General features: G+C 63.7%; 18 protein-coding genes and 1 pseudogene. 11 read left to right on the top strand and 8 right to left on the bottom strand.

The window, feature by feature from the left end:
* Window positions 1-18: 18 nt before the first annotated feature.
* Complete coding sequence (locus E6P07_RS11740) at window positions 19-456, top strand: phosphate-starvation-inducible PsiE family protein (protein WP_153975781.1); 438 nt, start codon at window positions 19-21, stop codon at window positions 454-456.
* A 31-nt stretch (window positions 457-487) separates the two neighbouring features.
* Entirely contained in the window at window positions 488-1,288 is an 801-nt protein-coding gene (locus E6P07_RS11745; protein WP_153975782.1) for a sulfite exporter TauE/SafE family protein, read from the top strand.
* Window positions 1,289-1,300: 12 nt separating this feature from the next.
* Here the strand turns inward: E6P07_RS11745 and E6P07_RS11750 are convergent, their stop codons facing one another.
* Complete coding sequence (locus E6P07_RS11750) at window positions 1,301-1,729, bottom strand: hypothetical protein (protein ID WP_153975783.1); 429 nt, start codon at window positions 1,727-1,729, stop codon at window positions 1,301-1,303.
* Window positions 1,730-2,333: 604 nt separating this feature from the next.
* On the opposite strand from E6P07_RS11750, the pseudogene E6P07_RS13955 reads away from it, so the two are divergent.
* The 6 genes and pseudogenes from E6P07_RS13955 to E6P07_RS11775 form a co-directional block, all read left to right on the top strand.
* Window positions 2,334-2,447 (top strand): annotated as a pseudogene (locus E6P07_RS13955) (molybdenum cofactor biosynthesis protein); the annotation flags it as partial.
* Window positions 2,447-3,700: a molybdopterin molybdotransferase MoeA gene (locus E6P07_RS11755; protein ID WP_425505135.1), complete on the top strand. Its 1,254-nt coding sequence runs from the start codon at window positions 2,447-2,449 to the stop codon at window positions 3,698-3,700. The pseudogene E6P07_RS13955 and the gene E6P07_RS11755, both read left to right, overlap by 1 nt.
* Before the next feature lie 26 nt (window positions 3,701-3,726).
* On the top strand, window positions 3,727-3,981 hold the full coding sequence (gene moaD, locus E6P07_RS11760; RefSeq protein WP_153974628.1) for a molybdopterin converting factor subunit 1: 255 nt from the start codon (window positions 3,727-3,729) through the stop codon (window positions 3,979-3,981).
* A 160-nt stretch (window positions 3,982-4,141) separates the two neighbouring features.
* The gene (locus tag E6P07_RS13660; RefSeq protein ID WP_170286771.1) at window positions 4,142-4,309 is read left to right on the top strand and encodes a hypothetical protein; all 168 of its coding nucleotides are present in this window, start codon (window positions 4,142-4,144) and stop codon (window positions 4,307-4,309) included.
* Complete coding sequence (locus E6P07_RS11770) at window positions 4,294-4,599, top strand: type II toxin-antitoxin system RelE/ParE family toxin (RefSeq protein ID WP_153974626.1); 306 nt, start codon at window positions 4,294-4,296, stop codon at window positions 4,597-4,599. The genes E6P07_RS13660 and E6P07_RS11770 overlap by 16 nt, the downstream gene beginning before the upstream one ends.
* Window positions 4,600-5,491: 892 nt before the next feature.
* Window positions 5,492-5,827 carry a flagellar protein FliT gene (locus tag E6P07_RS11775; RefSeq protein ID WP_153975785.1) on the top strand — a complete coding sequence of 112 codons (336 nt, stop codon included), beginning with the start codon at window positions 5,492-5,494 and terminating at the stop codon, window positions 5,825-5,827.
* 27 nt (window positions 5,828-5,854) lie between these two features.
* Here the strand turns inward: E6P07_RS11775 and E6P07_RS11780 are convergent, their stop codons facing one another.
* The 3 genes from E6P07_RS11780 to E6P07_RS11790 form a co-directional block, all read right to left on the bottom strand.
* The gene (locus tag E6P07_RS11780; protein ID WP_153975786.1) at window positions 5,855-6,694 is read right to left on the bottom strand and encodes a competence/damage-inducible protein A; all 840 of its coding nucleotides are present in this window, start codon (window positions 6,692-6,694) and stop codon (window positions 5,855-5,857) included.
* Window positions 6,675-7,091: a PaaI family thioesterase gene (locus E6P07_RS11785; protein ID WP_153975787.1), complete on the bottom strand. Its 417-nt coding sequence runs from the start codon at window positions 7,089-7,091 to the stop codon at window positions 6,675-6,677. The genes E6P07_RS11780 and E6P07_RS11785 overlap by 20 nt, the downstream gene beginning before the upstream one ends.
* Window positions 7,092-7,364: 273 nt before the next feature.
* A complete protein-coding gene (locus E6P07_RS11790) occupies window positions 7,365-9,743 on the bottom strand; it encodes a DNA internalization-related competence protein ComEC/Rec2 (protein ID WP_153975788.1) in 2,379 nt (792 codons plus the stop codon).
* A gap of 74 nt (window positions 9,744-9,817) precedes the next feature.
* On the opposite strand from E6P07_RS11790, the gene E6P07_RS11795 reads away from it, so the two are divergent.
* Window positions 9,818-10,360, top strand: a complete 543-nt coding sequence (locus E6P07_RS11795) for a DUF2062 domain-containing protein (protein ID WP_246172840.1) — start codon at window positions 9,818-9,820, stop codon at window positions 10,358-10,360.
* On the opposite strand, the gene lolD is transcribed toward E6P07_RS11795, so the two are convergent.
* The 3 genes from lolD to E6P07_RS11810 form a co-directional block, all read right to left on the bottom strand.
* The gene (gene lolD / locus E6P07_RS11800; RefSeq protein WP_153975790.1) at window positions 10,303-11,004 is read right to left on the bottom strand and encodes a lipoprotein-releasing ABC transporter ATP-binding protein LolD; all 702 of its coding nucleotides are present in this window, start codon (window positions 11,002-11,004) and stop codon (window positions 10,303-10,305) included. The two genes, E6P07_RS11795 and lolD, sit on opposite strands and share 58 nt — an antisense overlap.
* Entirely contained in the window at window positions 10,997-12,247 is a 1,251-nt protein-coding gene (locus tag E6P07_RS11805) for a lipoprotein-releasing ABC transporter permease subunit (protein ID WP_153976220.1), read from the bottom strand. Before E6P07_RS11805 ends, lolD begins: the two co-directional genes overlap by 8 nt.
* A 241-nt stretch (window positions 12,248-12,488) precedes the next feature.
* A complete protein-coding gene (locus E6P07_RS11810) occupies window positions 12,489-13,073 on the bottom strand; it encodes an OmpA family protein (RefSeq protein ID WP_153975791.1) in 585 nt (194 codons plus the stop codon).
* Between the two features lie 435 nt (window positions 13,074-13,508).
* On the opposite strand from E6P07_RS11810, the gene E6P07_RS11815 reads away from it, so the two are divergent.
* Window positions 13,509-14,036 (top strand): DUF7931 domain-containing protein, encoded by a 528-nt coding sequence (locus E6P07_RS11815; RefSeq protein WP_246172841.1) that lies wholly within the window; start codon window positions 13,509-13,511, stop codon window positions 14,034-14,036.
* Window positions 14,037-14,265: 229 nt separating this feature from the next.
* Here E6P07_RS11815 and E6P07_RS11820 read toward each other — a convergent pair whose 3' ends face one another.
* Window positions 14,266-15,060, bottom strand: coding sequence for a light harvesting protein subunit alpha (locus E6P07_RS11820; RefSeq protein ID WP_153975792.1), 795 nt, complete (start codon window positions 15,058-15,060; stop codon window positions 14,266-14,268).
* 394 nt (window positions 15,061-15,454) lie between these two features.
* On the opposite strand from E6P07_RS11820, the gene ppsA reads away from it, so the two are divergent.
* Window positions 15,455-17,830: a phosphoenolpyruvate synthase gene (gene ppsA, locus E6P07_RS11825; protein ID WP_153975793.1), complete on the top strand. Its 2,376-nt coding sequence runs from the start codon at window positions 15,455-15,457 to the stop codon at window positions 17,828-17,830.
* Window positions 17,831-17,941: the final 111 nt, after the last annotated feature.

The following is a 17,941-nucleotide window of genomic DNA, read 5'->3' on the forward strand; positions in this document are numbered from 1 at the left end:
TCTCTAGGAACCCAAGCCATGCATACACCGGATTCGCCTGATTCGCGTTTGGACAGAGGACTCTCGGCCCTTTTTATCTATATCGAAAAGCTGGTACTGGTCATCGTCGGTGGGCTTGCACTGATCGGGATCGGTCAGTCGATATGGGGGATCTTTCAGCTCCGCGAGATTCGGCTGGCGGATTTGCTGATGATCTTCATCTTCATCGAGATCATGGCGATGGCCAATGTCTATTTCCTCCGGCGCAGCGTCCCCTTCACCTACCCGATGTTCATCGCCGTCACCGCGCTCTCGCGTCTGATCGTGCTCCAGGGCAAGGGGAGCTCCCAGGGGCTGCTCTATGAAAGCTCGGCGATCCTGATCATCAGCCTCGCCATCCTCATCATCCGCTTCAGTCAGCAGTTCAGCACCGATACCCTGCAACGGCGCGAGGCTCAGGAGGATCATCACGAATGATCGCCATCCTGGTCCATGAAGGCGGCCCGGGGTGACCGTGATCGAACTCAGCGCCTATCTGGCAGTGGGCGCGGTCTCCGGCGTGCTGGCCGGGCTCTTCGGCATCGGCGGCGGGGCCGTCATGGTCCCGGCCCTGATCCTGCTCTTTGGCGCGTTCGGTCATGGCGGCGACTGGCTGGCCCATCTGGCGGTCGGGACCTCGCTGGCGACCATCCTCGGCACCGGCGCGGCCTCCATGCTCGCGCACCAGCGACGCGGCGGGGTGCGCTGGGACCTGGTCCGACCCCTGGCCCCTGGCATCGTCCTCGGTGCCCTGGCCGGGGCGGGTCTGGCCGGATGGCTCTCTGGTCCCTGGCTGCAACGGGTCTTTGCGCTCTTTCTCGCCACGGTCGGGGTGCGTCTGCTGCGGGGGGCGGCGACCGCCAGCCACGGCTCGCGCCCACTGCCAGGGCCACTGGGACTGGCGGGCGTGGGTGGGGTGATCGGACTGCTGTCGTCGCTGGTCGGCATCGGCGGCGGGACACTCACGGTCCCCTTCTTGACCAGCCGCGGCCTCGAGATGCGTCAGGCGGTTGGCACCTCGGCGGCGTGTGGACTGCCGATCGCTGCGGCGGGCGCGCTGGGTTTTGCCCTGGTCGGCTGGGGGCGAAGCGGGCTGCCGGACCTAAGCAGCGGTTTCGTCTACTGGCCCGCGGTACTGGCCATGCTGCTTGCCAGCCTTCCGTCCGCCCCGCTTGGCGCCCAGCTCGCACACCGCCTTCCGGTGCCCCACCTCAAGCGGCTGTTTGGCCTGCTTGTGCTCCTGATCGCGGGGCGTTTGGGCTTCTCCTGAGACGCTCGCCGGCTAGCGAGCCGTGCTCGGATTCAGGACCAGACGGCGATAGAGGTAGAGCTGGCCATTGCGGTCGCGCAGGGCCAATCGCCCCTGATCCAGGGCAAACTCGAAGGTTTGGGTAAAGTTCTCGGCGCGGTTACTCAGCTCGACCCGATCGCTCCAGACCCGGATCTCGCCCTCGATATAGCCCCGACAGGCCGCATAGAGACGATAAAACCCACCCTGGACGATCAGGAGTCCACCCTGATTGTCCTCCCAGACCCCCTCCAACACCGAGCCCGCCCAGGGGCTGGTCGCCGCGGCACCAGGCATCTGGCCCAGCATCCCCCAGGACGGCATCCCCATCGGGGCGGGCGGCGCGACCGGCGCTGGACTGCGCGGCTCGACCTGACCCGTAAACCCCATGCTCTCCATCATGCGCGCGATGGCGTGCGCCATGGCCTCAGCCGCCGTCTGCTGAGCAGTGGCCGGTTGGAATAAAAGTCTGCCTAGGAGCAGACTCAGGACCAAGATCGGGCGCAGGCGGAAATGGCGAATAGATGATCGGACGCGAATGGCTGACATGAGGTGCTGCCGGGCACACGACCCAGGGTCGTGCCTTTGGGTGAGGACTGGACACAGTGTCCCACGAACAACGCAGTTTAACAGAGCCGGGAATCCAGACTTAAAATCCTGCCAGGCTTATTGCGTCCTTCGAGGACGATATGGGTTTCCTGGCCAAGTACGATGAGCGCTATCGGTCGGCGTGGGGCCGGGTCGAACCAGGACCATCCAGTCCCTTGATCCTACGTCTGCAGGGTATTATTAAGGCTGCCTATAAAGACCATCGGGCCAAAAGGCTGCACCACGCCTCGAGCAGTCTTCCTGGAAGGCGTGAACGCTAGAACGCTTTCAAGCCCTGGCCCTGTCAAGGTAGATCTCGGAGGAGCGGGTCGGGTGATTTGTTAGGGGCGCCGTAAGGCGCGATTCATGCGTCTCTCCCGCCTCAACCGCCAAGATCGCGGCCAAAGCCGCATCCTACCGGATGCGTTGGCGGGGGAGGTCTTCAGGAGCGATCCGCGTCTTTTTGGTGGACGGGTTAATAAAACCCCAACTGGACATCCGCACCCGGCCTTGCAATTTCGCTCAACTCATCCCGCGTTTATTGGAACGATGATGGATCGACCCAACGACTGTGCACCGGTTGCAACTGGCGGCAAGACCCTGACCAAGGACCAGGCGGTCGCCATTCTGACGGCGCGTGTCTCACCCATCGCCGGCACCGAGACCCTGCCGCTCGAAGCGGCGCTTGGTCGGGTGCTGGCCGAACCCGTGGTGAGCACCCTGGATGTGCCCGGCTGGGACAACAGCGCCATGGACGGCTATGCCATCCGGCACGCCGATCTGAGCGCGCACGACGGTTGTCTTGCGGTCGCTCAGCGCATCCCGGCCGGCGCGGTCGGCAAACCGCTGGCCCCCGGCACGGCGGCACGGATCTTCACCGGTGCGCCTGTGCCTGAGGGCGCGGATACCGTGGTCGAACAGGAGGTGTGCGAGGCGTCCGACGGACAGGTGCGGATTCCGCTCGAGATCAAGGCCGGCGCCAATATCCGCCGCGCGGGCGAGGACATCCGGGCTGGCGCCGAGGTCATCGCATCCGGCACGCGGTTGACGCCGGCGCATCTAGGTCTGGCGGCTTCGGTCGGCGTGGCGAGGCTCGTCGTTCATCGGCGGCTGCGGGTGGCGCTGCTCTCCAGCGGCGACGAGCTGGCGTTGCCCGGCGAACCGCTGAAGCCCGGCCAGATCTATAACTCCAACCGTTTCGTCCTCATGGGGCTATTGCAGACCTGGGGCTGTGAGGTGGTGGATCTCGGCATCGTCGCCGACGATCTCGAATCGACCGTTGCGGCCATGGCCCGCGGCGCACGCGAGGCCGATCTGATCATCGCCAGCGGCGGGGTCTCGGTCGGCGAGGAGGATCACCTCAAGCCCGCCGTCGAGCGACTCGGTCGGATCGAGTTCCATCAGGTGAAGATCCGCCCCGGCAAGCCGCTCGTCTTTGGCGAGGTCCAGGGCAGGCCGCTGCTCGGCTGTCCTGGCAATCCGGTCTCGCTCTTTGTCACCGCCGTGCTGTTTGCGCGCCCCTTGATCCTCCGGATGCAGGGCGTGGCGGGCGAGCTAGAGGTGCGACCGCTTCGGATCCGCGCCGGTTTCGACTGGCCGCGCCCAGACCGGCGGCTCGAATTCCAGCGTGCGCGTCTGGAACGCGGGGCCGATGGCGAGCTGGAGGTCGCGGTCTATCCCAGCCGCTCCTCGGCGGTGCTGTCCTCGGTCGCCTGGGCCGATGGCCTGGTCCAGCTCCAGCCGGGACAGGTCATCGCGCGCGGTGACCCGGTCGAGTTCCTGCCCTTTGCCGAGCTGTTCTATTGATCGCACCAAGCTTCAAAGAGGACACCATGATTCGGATCCGCTATTTTGCCCGGCTGCGTGAACGGCTCGCGACCAGCGAAGAACAGCTCGACTGGTCGGCGCAGACCGCGACCGTCGCCGCACTGCGCCGGCAGCTGTGTGCGCGGGGTGGCGTCTGGGCGGAGATGCTCGGCGCCGATGCGATCGTTCTTGCCGCCGTGGAACAGGATCTGGCCCACCCCGAGACGCCGATCCTGGACGGACAGGAGGTCGCCTTCTTCCCGCCGGTCACCGGTGGCTGAGACCATTGGGCTGACTCACACCTACGACGATCCACAACCCTAGGGTCCTTGGCTTATGGAGATTCCCGACGACCTTCGCCCTGGTGTTCGCGCCCCCCTGTCTCCGCCTGTCGCGGCGACGACGGCACGAACACCAACCGCGCGCCATGCCAAGCAGATCGTGACCGAACTGCTGCGCCAATTGCCCGACGACTGCACCCTGGAAGACATCCAGTATCACCTCTATCGGCTGGAGAAGGCCGAACGTGGACGTGAGGACATCGCCCAGGGGCGCGGTTATCTCAACGACGAAGCCAGGCAGCGGCTGGATCGATGGCTGGAGAGCTGATCTGGTCGCGCGCCGCGCTCGACGACCTCGAGGCCATCGCCGCCTTCGTCGCCCGGGATTCGGCCATCCAGGCCCGGCGGCTGGTCGAGCAGGTCTTTCAGGGGGCTGAGCGGTTGCTGGTCCGGCCCAGGCTGGATCAGCCGCGCGCGCTGGGCCAAAGGGACGAGACCCGCGACTACAGCGTCCAGGGTCTGCGCGTGCTCTATGAGCGACAGGGCGATGACGTGCATCTCCTTGGCATCATGATCGGGGCACACGCGACCGAGGCGAAATCCATGCTTGCCCCCTGAGCGCAAGAAAGGGAACTCGAACACCGCGATCCTTCCTCGGCCTGAAGGCCGAGGCTTGTTGCGCAACGGGTCATAAAAATTGTCCAGCGTCTTGCTGCCGATGGAACGGGCAGCGCTGCGGGAACCGAGTGCAACCCCGCCTAGCAAGACTTCCTGCCGACGGCACAAAACGGAATTTACGGAAAGAACGATACCCAACTAGGGGCTTTGGGATGTGAGCGTTAAAAGACTTGATTCAAGCCCTAAGTTCGATATTATCGAGCGCGGCTGACACGGCCACTCTGACCCCGAAATCTGTTGTATTTTTGGTCAAAACTTGACCTAACTTTTTTGCCGACTCTCTGTGTATGCTTGAGCTTGTCTATCAGATTGATTTTTCAAGCAAAAGTTATCCACAAGGGGTTCGCATCGAGACCCGCTTTTGAGGGGATTAAGACAAGTCTAAGCCCATGTGACGGTGTTTTTCTAAAGTTCGCATCGAGACCCGCTTTTGAGGGGATTAAGACTTCGGCAGCGTGGTCGCATTCGCCGCTGTTTCCGGTTCGCATCGAGACCCGCTTTTGAGGGGATTAAGACTGGATGCCATAAATTAGATCCAGAGCCACGCTTGAGTTCGCATCGAGACCCGCTTTTGAGGGGATTAAGACTCGAGCGTCGTGCGCTGACTGGCCGAAATCACAGCGGTAGGAGCGGCTTCAGGCGCGATAACAACGCCCGCCGCCGGTTTGACCGCCCCAATCGCGGCTAAAGCCACTCCTACCGCCGCCCCTCTGGTAACGCGCCATGGCGGCAAGAGTGCCTTTGAGCGCGATGCACATCTTTTTTTAGGACCGGGTTAATAATCTTGGTAGCTGAACCTGTGACCAATTTGCGTCAGGTGTGAGCGTCTTTGATGGCCAATCTGGAACAACTCATCACTGACCTGGTCGCGGCGACGGATCAGATGAAGCTTGCCGCTCAGGGCGAGGACTGGGACATGGTCGAGCGCCTGCAAAAGCGCCGCCGCGTCCTGATCGAGTCGCTCGTCGAGCGCGCCGAGCAGGAACCCATCACCGCAGCCGATGCCGAGCGTCTGCGCGCCGTGCGCCGGCAGGAGGCGCACGTGGCCGCCCTTGCCGGGGCACAGCGGCAGGCGTTGAGCACGGCACTCGCCGAACTCCAGGGTGAGGGCCCTATCGACAGGCTCAGCCGGATGCAGCGCGCCTATCGCGACAGCGGGCATTCCTGAGCCGCGCCCCGAGGGTGGGGCCGAGGTTCAGTCCCCCGAGGTTCCATCGATCGGCGCCTCGACATACTCGATCGCGGCTGCGTCGAGTGCCTGACGCAGCTCGCCTATGGCCGCGTCCAGTCCATCGCGCCCGCGAAAGCCGAGCCGGATGTGTGGATCCTCGCCCATGTGCGGCAGACTGAAGTGCTTGAGTTCGGGATATTCCAGGGTCAGACGGCGCATCAGCGGGATCAACTGGCTCTCGGGCACGCCACGCACCAGTAGCGCCGCCTCGCGCACTTGGGCACAGCGCCCGAAGTGCCGATCCAGCACCCATTCGGCCATCGGCCAGGCCATCTTCGGGAATCCGGGCAGGAACCAGTGCCGAGCCAGACTGAACCCCGGCATCCGGTTGATCGGATTGGGCACCAGATCTGCCCCCGCCGGCAGATCGGCCATGAGGATGCGATACGGATAGGCCGACGCGCCAAAGACACCTTCGATCAGCTGGACCGCCTCGGGATGGCGCACCAGTTCGACATGGGCCGCCGCCGCTGCACACGCACGGGTGTGGTCGTCCGGGGTCGCACCGATGCCGCCGCAGACGAACACAGGCTCGGGCCGCCCCATCGAGACGCGCAGATGGGCCGTTAGCACGTCCGGATCGTCGGGGAGCATCCAGTAGCGGGCCAGGGTATGGCCGCGCTCGCCGATCAGGCGCTTGAAGGCGGGCAGATGCGCGTCGACGCGCGCGCCATTGAGCACTTCGTCACCGATGACGATCAGACCGAAGGCGACCGGCTCGCGGGCTTCGGTCTCGGTTTTCACCTCGTCTAGCGGCTCAGGTTTGGCGTCGGGCGTATATCCGTCAATGACCGATGTAGTCATCGAGCGTCTCCTGTTTGCGATAGACGGTCCCCTGCATCAGTGCTACCACTTGACTGGCCTCGTCACTGACCCGGATGACATAGGTCGCGAGCTTGGGATTGATCGACACCTCCTCGGCCTCGGCGATCAGCGGCCCGCGCCGAACCGCCCTCAGGAAGGACACCGAAACATTCACGCCGAGCGCGACCGTGCCATGCGAGTTGGAGGCAACCGCGAACACCAGGTCGGCCAGACTGAAGATGGCCGCCCCGTGCGCCACGCCGACGGCGTTCAGATGCCGGTCGTCGATCATCAACCGGGCGCGCGCCCGCCCCGGCCCGACCTCCAACAGTTCGATGCCGACATGGGCGGCGAAACGATCGTTACGGAAAAAGTCCTGGATCTGGCTTGGGTTCATGGGATGGTCAGATCACTCTCATATACGCCAAAAGCGATAGACGAGGGCGCCTATCATTTTTCAACTGAGTCCGCTCAGGGTCGGTATTGGCTTGATGCAGACCAATGGATGTTGATCGCCCAGTACAGTACAAAAAAATAGCCTCCCCTGCCTCACCTAGGACAGCGCGCAATGGCCACCCTGGCGCCGCCCGGGCCGGTCCCGGCGGCCAAGGTCGGCGAACTCAAGGGCGCTTGGGCCGGATCTGCTCTTTCTCGACGTGAACCTCAGGCATCAGCGCGATGCATCCTCTGGCCTGGCTTCGATCCCGAGTGCGCGAGCGCGTTCGGGAAGGGGCTGCGGGCGATGCGTCCACAGCCGCTCGGCCCGGCTGCGCCAACCGTGCGGCGCTTCGATCCAACCCGCTGGTCCCAGTTTGAAGCGGATGGCGCCGTCGATCGCCGTGTTCAGGGTGCGGATCCCGCGCGCCGCGACGCGGTCGCGTACCCTGGGCGCCGGATGACCGAACGGATTGGCGTATCCGGAGGAAAACAGCACCCATTCGGGTCGCACCTGATCCAGCAGTCGCTCCGAGGTGGAGGTCGCGCTCCCGTGATGACCGGCGACCAGGACCGCGACCCGCCACCCGGCACCCAAACGCTCGACCAGTCGTTCTTCCGTCCGACTCCCCACATCCCCGGTCAGCAGGATGGATCGCTCACCGGTGCGGATCTCCAGGACACAGGACGCCTCGTTGTCTGCAAGACCGGACTCGAGTTCAGCGGCGCTCGGGTGCAGCAGCCGAAAGTCCACACCGGACCAGGTCCATCCTTCACCGGCTAGACAGGGTTGGGCACCGGCCAGCCCCAATCGCCCCGGTTCGCCGCTGAGCAGGGTCAAAGCGGGCAGACGTGCCAAGAGACCCGCGGCGCCTCCGGCATGATCTCGATCGCTATGGCTGAGGATGAACCGGTCGATGCGCTCGATGCCACGCGACTGGAGAAAGGGCGCAACGACCATGGCCCCGGTGTCGAACCCTCCTCGATAGCTCGGCCCTGCGTCATAGACCAGGACGCCGCCCTGGGTCTCGACCACGGCGGCCTGTCCCTGTCCTACATCGAGCAGACTGAACCAGACCTCCCCCCAACCCGGTGACTCGGGGCGCGCGGCCAGCAGCGGCAGCATCAGGACCAGACCCTGTCTGCGCCCCGGCAGACCGGGTGGTGCCAGGAGCAGCACCGCACCCAACAGGGCCGAGGCCCAGACCCAGGTCGGGCGCGCGGGGAGGTGAATCACAGACCAAGGCTGGGCAGCGGCCCAGCTCAGCCCCTTGAGACACCAATCGAGTCCGACGGCGATCAGGCGCAACGGGAGCTCGGATCCGGGGACCGGGATCAGGCTCAGCAGACCCGTGAACAACACCGACGGCAGGATCAGCACGCTGAACAGGGGGACAGCTACGAGATTGACCAGGGGGGCGATCAGCGACGCCCGACCGAAAAATACAAACAGCAGCGGAAACAGCCCCAGGCCGACCGCCCATTGTGCCCGTCCCCACCGGGTCCAGAGAGTACGGCTCGGCAGACGCTGACCAAGATGGAGCAGCAGCACGGCGACGGCAGCAAACGACAACCAGAAACCATAGGACAGCACGGCCCCGGGATCCCAGACCAGTACACCGAACAGCGCCAGCATCAGGGCCTGAGAAGGCCGCAGCGTACGCTGCCAGAACACCGCACCTAACACCACCGCGAGCATGATGAGCGCGCGCTGGGTCGAGACCGCGAATCCGGCCAGTGCCGCATAACAGAAGGCGGCGAACAGGCCGGCGATGGCCGCCGCGCGTGGCGCGGCCAGAAACAGGGTCAGACGCGCGCTCAGCGACCAGATCCAGCGCGCCAGCCAGAAGCCCCCACCGGCGACCAACCCCACATGCAGCCCCGAGATGGCCACCAGATGATTGGTGCCGGTCCGGGTAAAGGTCTCCCAGGTCGCGCGCTCCAGTGCACCGCGCTCGCCAAGGGTCAGGGCTTGGACCAGACCGAGTTGCGGTGAACCCTCCAGGACCCGGGCCAGATGGTCGGCCAGCCGCTGGCGCAGACGGGTCAGCCAATAGGCCCCAGGCCCCGCGTCCAGACGTTCGAACGCCTCGCGACCGCGCGGAGAGCCGGTCGCTGCGATGCCCTGCGTAAACAGCCAGCGCTCATTGTCGAAACCGCCCGGATTCAGCAGACCGTGACGCGGCTTGAGTCGGACCTGGATCCGCCAGCGCTCGCCGGCCTCAAGCCGAGGACAATCCCGATAACAGGTGAGCAAGACCCGATTGCTGAAATCCAGTTCGATCCCGCGCTCATCCCAGGTGCGCTCGACCTGGAACAAAAAACGAGTGCGTCTCTCCTCGATGCTCGGAATCGAGGTCACCCAACCCTCGATCACCAGCGGGAGACGTGCCAAGGTGTCCGGGAAGGACGCCTCTAGCCGTTGGTCGGCCTGGAGCCAGGCCCAGGAGAAACCGAGGCCGCCGAACAAGACCCAGCGCAGAGCCGGTCTAAGCCAGGCCAGGACGGCAGAGGCGAACAGGACCAGCACCAAGACCCAGGCCGGCGGCAGCATGGGCAGCAGATACAGCCCACCGACACCCAGCGCGAAGCCTAATCCGACTTCAAGCCACATCCCTTAAGACTCGCCCTCGGACGTATACTCGTGACTATCCCCTGACCGTGAGGCTGTGACATGTGAGAAATTGGTTGAAACGCTATACCCCGACCCAAACAGAGATCCAAGGCCATCGCTGGCTGAGACTCTTCGGTACCCTTTTGCACGATCCCAATCTCTGGCATCTGAACCGGCGCTCGGTCTCAGGCGGGGTGGCGATCGGTCTGTTCGTGATGTATCTGCCGCCACTCGGACAGATGTTCATCGCCGCTGCCCTCGCCATCTGGTTGAGGGTCAATCTACCGATCGCGGTCGCCCTGGTCTGGATCACCAATCCGGTGACCATTCCACCGATGTACTATTTCGCCTATATGATCGGGTGCTGGGTACTCGGTCTCCCGCCCCGTGGTTTCGATCCAGCCTTCTGGCTGGATTGGCATCATTGGCTCGAGATCCTCGAACCCATGCTGATCGGCTGTCTGATCTGTGCGAGCGTCTGCGCACTCGTCGGCTACACGACGGTCCGGATCCTCTGGCGCTGGCGCGTGGCGCGCCAAGTCAAGCAGCGCCAGGCGCGCTATCGTGCGCTGTTTGAGGCGTTGGACAAGACCCCGTCGTCAAGTCGCCAGACCTGATCCATGCGTCTGGCGAGTTCGGGATCATGAGTGACGATCATCAGACTGGTGCCGATCTCGCGGTTGAGTTCGAGCATGAGCTCATAGACCGCGGCCGCCGTGTGCCGATCGAGGTTTCCGGTCGGCTCGTCGGCGAGCAGACAGGCCGGGCGCGTCACCAGGGCGCGGGCAACCGCTGCACGCTGGCGCTCCCCCCCTGAGAGTTCGCCCGGCTTGTGCGAACCTCGATGCCCCAGACCGACACGCTCCAGCAACTGCGCGGCGCGCGCCCGGGCCTCGGCGGGTCTGGCAGCACCGATCAGCAATGGCATGGCGACGTTTTCTAGCGCCGTAAACTCAGGCAGTAGATGGTGAAACTGATAGACGAAGCCTAAGTGACGGTTGCGCAACCGACTGAGCCTCGACTCATCGAGTCGCCCGATGTCCTCGCCGCCCCAGTAGATGGTCCCGGACGTCGGACGCTCCAGTCCGCCGATGGCATGGAGCAGCGTACTCTTACCCGAGCCGGAGACGCCGACGATGGCGATGCGCTCGCCGGCCTGGACCCGGAAGCTCACACCCTTGAGCACCTCCACCTCCTGCGGTCCTTGCCGGAAGGTCTGGAACAGATCTTTGGCCTCCAGTACCGGCGTCGGCTCATTCATAGCGCAGCGCCTCTGCCGGTTGGGTCTTGGCCGCGCGCCAGGCCGGATAGAGGGTCGCCAGGACCGACATCAGAAAGGCCCCACCACCGATGCCGATCACATCGCCCGGATGGACGTCGGACGGCAACGCGCTGATATAGTAGATGTCGGGATCGAGGAAATGGATACCGAACAAGGCTTCGATCCCGGTCACCACGGGTTCGACGTTGAACGCCAGGAGCACGCCTGCGACCATGCCGACGAGGGTGCCGATCAGGCCGATGGCCGTACCCTGGACCATGAAGATCCCCATCACCTCTAGAGGTGACATCCCGAGCGTGCGCATCACCGCGATGTCGGATTGTTTGTCTGTGACGACCATCACCAGGGTCGAGACGATGTTGAACGCCGCGACCGCCACGATCAGAAACAGGATGATCCCCATCATCCGTTTCTCCATCGCCAAGGCGCTGAAGAAATTGCTGTGGACCTGGGTCCAGTCGACTAGACGATAGACGCCGCCGAGCTCATAGGCAATCTCGCGCGCCAGACGCGGCGCCTGCCACAGGTCGTCGAGCTTGAGCCGCACCCCGCCGATGGCCTCGCCTAGGCCCATCAGGCGGGCGCCATCGGCCAGATGGATGAAGGCGGCGTTGCGGTCATAGTCAGCCATGCCGACGGCAAAGAGCCCGCTGATCGTGAAGCGCTTGAGACGCGGCATGATCCCAATCGGTGTCGAGCTGACCTGGGGCGTGACCAGGGTCACCTGGTCGCCCGGCCCCACCCCGAGATAGTTGGCCAGATCCTGACCTAGGATGATGTTGAATTCGCCATCGATCAGGTCATCGACCGAGCCGCTGATCATGTGTTGACGCAGATCCGCGACCTCATCCTCCTCGACCGGCTCGATGGCGCGTACCACGGCCCCACTCACCCGAGCGCCGCTGGCTAGCATCCCCTGGATCTCGACGAAGGGTGCAGCACCGACCACATGGGGGTTGGCGCGTACCTGCTCCAAGACCGCACGCCAGTCGGCGATGCCGCCACCATAGGGATCAGACAGTGTGGCATGCGAGGCCATGGCCAGGATGCGCCCCTGGATCTCCTTATGGAACCCGTTCATCACCGACAACACGACGATGAGGGCGACAATACCCAAGGCGATCCCGACCATCGAGGTGCCCGAGATGAAGGAGATGAAGTGATTGCGACGCTTGGTACGGGTGTAGCGAAGGCCGATGTAGAGAGGCAATGGATGGAACATAGAGGCGGCATTAAACCACAGGCGGAGGGTGGCCTGCATACGATCAAGAAAAAGGGTCGATCACGTACCAACATGACCGACCCTACCCTAAGCCCCAGTCGGGGGGATGAGGCTCAGTGAACCTGAAAGATTAGATGAGTAGGGCCTGGATCATAGCGATCCCTGCACACTGCCCTGGCTGAGTGACTGCCGGGCACACCGTCTGGCCCGACGATATGCCCGATCGAGGATTGAAGTACCGTCAGTATTCGGCCTTGATTCGAACGCGACGCTGCTGGACGGAGTAGATGTCAACGCCAGGCAGCATCTCGGACTTGCCACGACTCTCGACCGAGACGATGTCCTGAGGCGAGATCCCGCGGCTGATCATATAGTCTTGAACGGCCTGGGCGCGACGCAGACCGAGCTGGTAGTTGTAGGCCTCGGAACCCTTGGCATCGGTGTGACCTGTCAGCGAGATTCGCTCGCGCACGTCGGATTTCTTGACCTGCTCGATGTAGTCGTCGAGACGGCGCAGTTCGCTATCGTTAACGACGTTCTCGATCCGGTACTTATCGAACTCGAAATTCAGACGAACCGTGAACTCCTTGGGGGCCGGTGCCGCTTTAGGGGCGGCGACACAGGGCTCCAGATCGCCCGGACCATGCAGGCTCTGCCAGCACTCGCCGGAGCCGCTCACCCAGGCCGTGCCCTTGGGCTGGGCCGACCAGAAGTGCTCCATGTTGTAGTCCTTGGCGCACACCGTCGCCGGACTGGATAAAACCGCAGCCACCGCCAGTGGGGCAGCCAGTGCGGTCAGGCGTTTGAACAGAGATTGTTTGCGCATCTTTTTGCTTCCTGTTGAGGTGTGGAGATGATCGAATTGGGGAACCCATGGTCTAGCCAAACTGGGTCAGTTGCAAAGATCGCTCATGAACCCTAATGCTAAACCATCTTTCCGCCTCGGGAATCTCGCTAGCGAAATGAGCGTCGCGCGAGCGCGACTCACCCGAACCGCGCGCCTTGACACAGACATTTTAGCCCACAAAAGGAGCAAAAGTGCAACTTTTTTATGAACTCGCGACATATTTACAACGCCAGGAATAAGAACGCAACACTATTTGCCACTAGACTAAGCCGTGATTGTATGAGATGGGTTTTCATCACATCCCCTTCGTTGCATATCTGCGACAAACAGACTCGTCGCGATTGCGCACTGTCCATTTCCGGCGCTCGATCTGTATGTATCCGGCATCACTCCTGATCCTAAGGCGCACCAAACATGACTATGTCTGGAGACATCGACCGTCGGATGTTTAGGCTCGGCCAAGATGCGGGACGCCGGACGCTCGCGCGTAGTCCAGAGATCGCCGCCATCAGCGCAGACATGGCTGCCCAGGCCCGACGCGAGCTGCTGATCCATGACCCCAGGCTCGAAGCCGCGCTCTATGATCAGATCCCCTTCCTGGAGGCCGTGCGGCGTTTGGCGCTGGCGCGTCCAGGATTCTGTGTGCGCGTTCTGTTGTTTGACCCGCGTGCCGCAACTCAGGTCGGCCATCGGCTCATCGAGCTGGCGCGCCGCCTGACCTCGCGCGTCACCATCCGGCGCGTCGCCGACGAGGATCAGGAGCGTCTCGATGCCTTCCTCATCGTCGACGAGACCGGCTATGTCCATCGCCCTTTGGCCGAGCGCATGGAGGCGATCGCCGACTATGCCAACCCGCGGGACGCGCGTCGGATGCGGCAGGACTTCGAGCGGCTCTGGGAGCGCGGAAGCGTCGACGCCGAACTGCGTCAACTGTTCATCTGAACACAGTCGCTAGCGTCGGATTGAAACGCCGTTGGGATGGGGCAGCCAGGGCTCATCCAGCGAGAGAGGCCGGAGTTCAGGGACGGGAAAGTCTGGGTATGGATGTATCGAGACTCGGCCAGTCGGCGAGTTTAGGAGGTTGCGGCCTAGATCGTCCGATGGTCGGGATGGATAATGGCAACGGGCGCGCGGGTCGCGCGTCTCGAAACGCACGACCCGTAAAATGGGCCTACTTCGGCGAGGGCAGCGGTGCCATATGCAGCATCCAGGGGGGCATCGGACGTTTGATGGGGGCCGGTTCAGCCACAGGCGCGGCCTCTTCGACCGCCGGGACCGCCTCAGCGACCGGTGCAGTCTCTTCGACCGCCGGGGCCACCTCAGCGACCGGCGCGGCCTCTTCGACCGCCGGGGCCACCTCAGCGACCGGTGCAGTCTCTTCGACCGCCGGGGCCACCTCAGCGACCGGTGCAGTCTCTTCGACCGCCGGGGCCACCTCAGCGACCGGTGCAGTCTCTTCGACCGCCGGGGCCACCTCAGCGACCGGTGCAGTCTCTTCGACCGCCGGGGCCACCTCAGCGACCGGTGCAGTCTCTTCGACCGCCGGGGCCACCTCAGCGACCGGCGCGGCCTCTTCGACCGCCGGGACCGCCTCAGCGACCGGTGCAGTCTCTTCGACCGCCGGGGCCACCTCAGCGACCGGCGCGGCCTCTTCGACCGCCGGGGCCTCTTCAGCGACCGGAACGCTCGACTCGACGACAGGTGCTGTCTCAGCCGTTGGTTCATTCACGGCTGCGGCTGGCGGAGCAGGCGGTTTAGCCAGTGTTACTGTCCCGATCGGGGCGACATTGGCGGCGACCTGACTCGGTGGCAGCGGCGGTACATCACCATAGAGCGCCTCGGTGGAGACCACATAGAAGGCTCCCACCGCGACGATGATCGACATGCCCCGCACGATGAGTTGGCTGTTGTCGCTAACTCCCAGCATGGCCCGCAGCGACGCAAGGCCTGGCAACTCTTCACTCATTGGGATCCTCCTCTCGGTTCAAGTATCGACTGGATCGGTTTGGATACGGCTAGGCACGTCTAGGCTGCCTGAACAGACCCGTTGGTTCAAGACAAGAGTTCGGTGGCAAGATCGGGATCACACCCAGGGCGCGAACGGTGTCCACCGATTCAGCCTGGCTCAATGCTCAGGATTGATGGACTCTCGGGACGAGCATCATCCGGCTGGGGTATATTTTCTAGATTATGACGTGGTCATTGCAACCAATGATCACCCGCTCAGGGCGACTCGGCTCAATCTCCAACCCTGGCTCATACCAGCTCGCCCGCACGGATGGTTCCAGCCCCCCAGACCGCACCGCCCGGATACCCTGAATGAAACCCAGACCTTATCCACAGACCGGAGTAGCACAACGATGACCGACTACGTCCGCTGGCTCAGTGACCTCGGGATGGACGATGTCCCCGTCGTCGGAGGCAAGAACGCCTCTCTCGGCGAGATGATCCAGAACCTGACCCATCTCGGCGTGAACGTTCCGGGCGGCTTCGCCACCACGTCCGACGCCTATCGCGAGTTCTTGGCTCAGGATGGGCTCGATGAGCGTATCCAGGACGTGCTCGATGGATTGGACGTGGACGATGTCGCCGCGCTGGCCGAGGCCGGGGCCCGGATCCGCGGTTGGGTGATGCAGCAATCCTTCCCGGCAGGACTGGATGCTGCCATCGACGAGGCCTATGCCAAGCTGACCGCCGAGGCCGGGACCGATGATGTCTCCTGGGCTGTGCGTTCCTCGGCAACGGCCGAGGATCTACCTGACGCCTCTTTTGCTGGTCAGCAGGAGACCTTCCTCAACGTCCATGGGCTCGACACCATCAAGCACCGGGTCAAGGAGGTCTTTGCCTCGCTGTTCAACGACCGCGCCATCGCCTATCGCGTGCACCAAGGGTTCGAACATCGGCATGTTGCCCTATCGGCCGGCATCCAGCGCATGGTGCGCAGCGATCTGGCGGCCTCGGGCGTCATGTTCACGCTCGACACTGAATCGGGCTTTCGCGACGCGGTCTTCATCACCGCGAGCTATGGTCTGGGCGAGCTGGTGGTCCAGGGCGCCGTCAACCCGGACGAGTTCTATGTCCACAAACCGACCCTTCTGGCCGGACGTCCGGCGATCCTGCGCCGCACCCTCGGCGACAAGGCCAGCCGTCTCGTCTATAGCGATCCGGGTGAGGCAACGCCGGTCAAGACCGAACCCGTTCCAGAGGAGCTGCGCCAGCGCTTCTGTCTCACCGACGCCGAGGTCCAGGCGTTGGCCAAACAGGCGCTCCTGATCGAGCAGCACTATGGCCGGCCGATGGACATCGAGTGGGCCAAGGACGGGATCGACGGCAAGCTCTATATCGTCCAGGCGCGTCCCGAGACGGTCCAGAGCCGCATCGGCACCGTCATCGAGCGCTACATCCTCAAGGGCAGGGGGCCGGTGCTCACCAGCGGACGCAGTATCGGCAACCGTATCGGCGCGGGTGTCGCGCGCATCGTCACGGGCATCGCCGACATGAGCAAGGTCCAGCCGGGCGACGTGCTCGTCACCGACATGACCGATCCCGATTGGGAGCCGATCATGAAGCGCGCGGCGGCGATCGTCACCAACCGCGGGGGTAGGACATGCCATGCGGCCATCATCGCCCGCGAGCTGGGCGTTCCCGCTGTCGTCGGCTGTAACGATGCCACCGCCAAGATCGTCGACGGCCAGCCCGTCACCGTGAGCTGTGCCGAGGGCGACACCGGCTTCATCTACGACGGCCGGCTCGAGTTCGAGTACAAGACCATCGAACTCTCGGCCATGCCCGAGATCCCGGTCAAGATCATGATGAATGTCGCTAACCCAGACCGCGCCTTTGCCTTCGCGAGCCTCCCCAATGCCGGCATCGGTCTGGCGCGGCTGGAATTCATCATCAACACCATGATCGGGATCCATCCCAAGGCACTGCTCGAGTTCGACCAGTTGCCGGCAGACCTCAAGGCCGAGATCGCCCCGCGCATCGCCGCCTATGCCAACCCGCGCGAGTTCTATATCGCCAAGCTCGCCGAGGGCATCGCCACGCTCGCCGCCGCCTTCGCGCCCAAGCCGGTCATCGTGCGCCTGTCGGATTTTAAGTCCAACGAATACGCCAACCTGATCGGCGGGCCGCGCTATGAGCCGGAGGAAGAAAACCCGATGATCGGCTTCCGCGGTGCCGGACGCTATGTGGCCGAGAATTTCCGCGACTGCTTCGAGCTGGAGTGCGAGGCACTCAAGCGCGTGCGCAACGACATGGGCCTGACCAATGTCGAGATCATGATCCCCTTCGTGCGCACCCTGGGTCAGGCCAAGGCCGTGACCGAGGCGCTGGCCGCGCAGGGCTTAGCGCGAGGCAAGGATGGGCTGCGTCTGATCATGATGTGCGAACTGCCGTCCAACGCGGTACTGGCCGAGGAGTTCCTGGAATATTTCGACGGCTTCTCGATCGGCTCCAACGACATGACCCAGCTCACGCTCGGTCTGGACCGCGATTCGGGCCTGGTGGCCGAGTATTTCGACGAGCGCGACCCGGCGGTCAAGAAGATGCTGTCGATGGCGATCGCCGCCTGCCGCGCCCAGGGCAAGTATGTCGGTATCTGCGGCCAGGGACCCTCGGACCACAAGGACCTCGCCGACTGGCTCGTCAAACAGGGCATCAGCAGCCTCTCGCTCAATCCTGACACCGTGATCGACACCTGGCTCTATCTGGCCGAGCAGGCCAACACGCTCTGATCCAAGACTGGCTTCCGTAAAAGACCAAAATCCCCCGTCTGGGGGATTTTTTATGGGCTCATCTTTAACAGAGCTTCAGGCGTCGAAGGAGGACAGGACGCGATACCACCA

Source organism: Thermochromatium tepidum ATCC 43061 (assembly GCF_009664085.1).
In the GTDB taxonomy this organism is placed as follows: Bacteria; Pseudomonadota; Gammaproteobacteria; order Chromatiales; family Chromatiaceae; genus Thermochromatium; species Thermochromatium tepidum.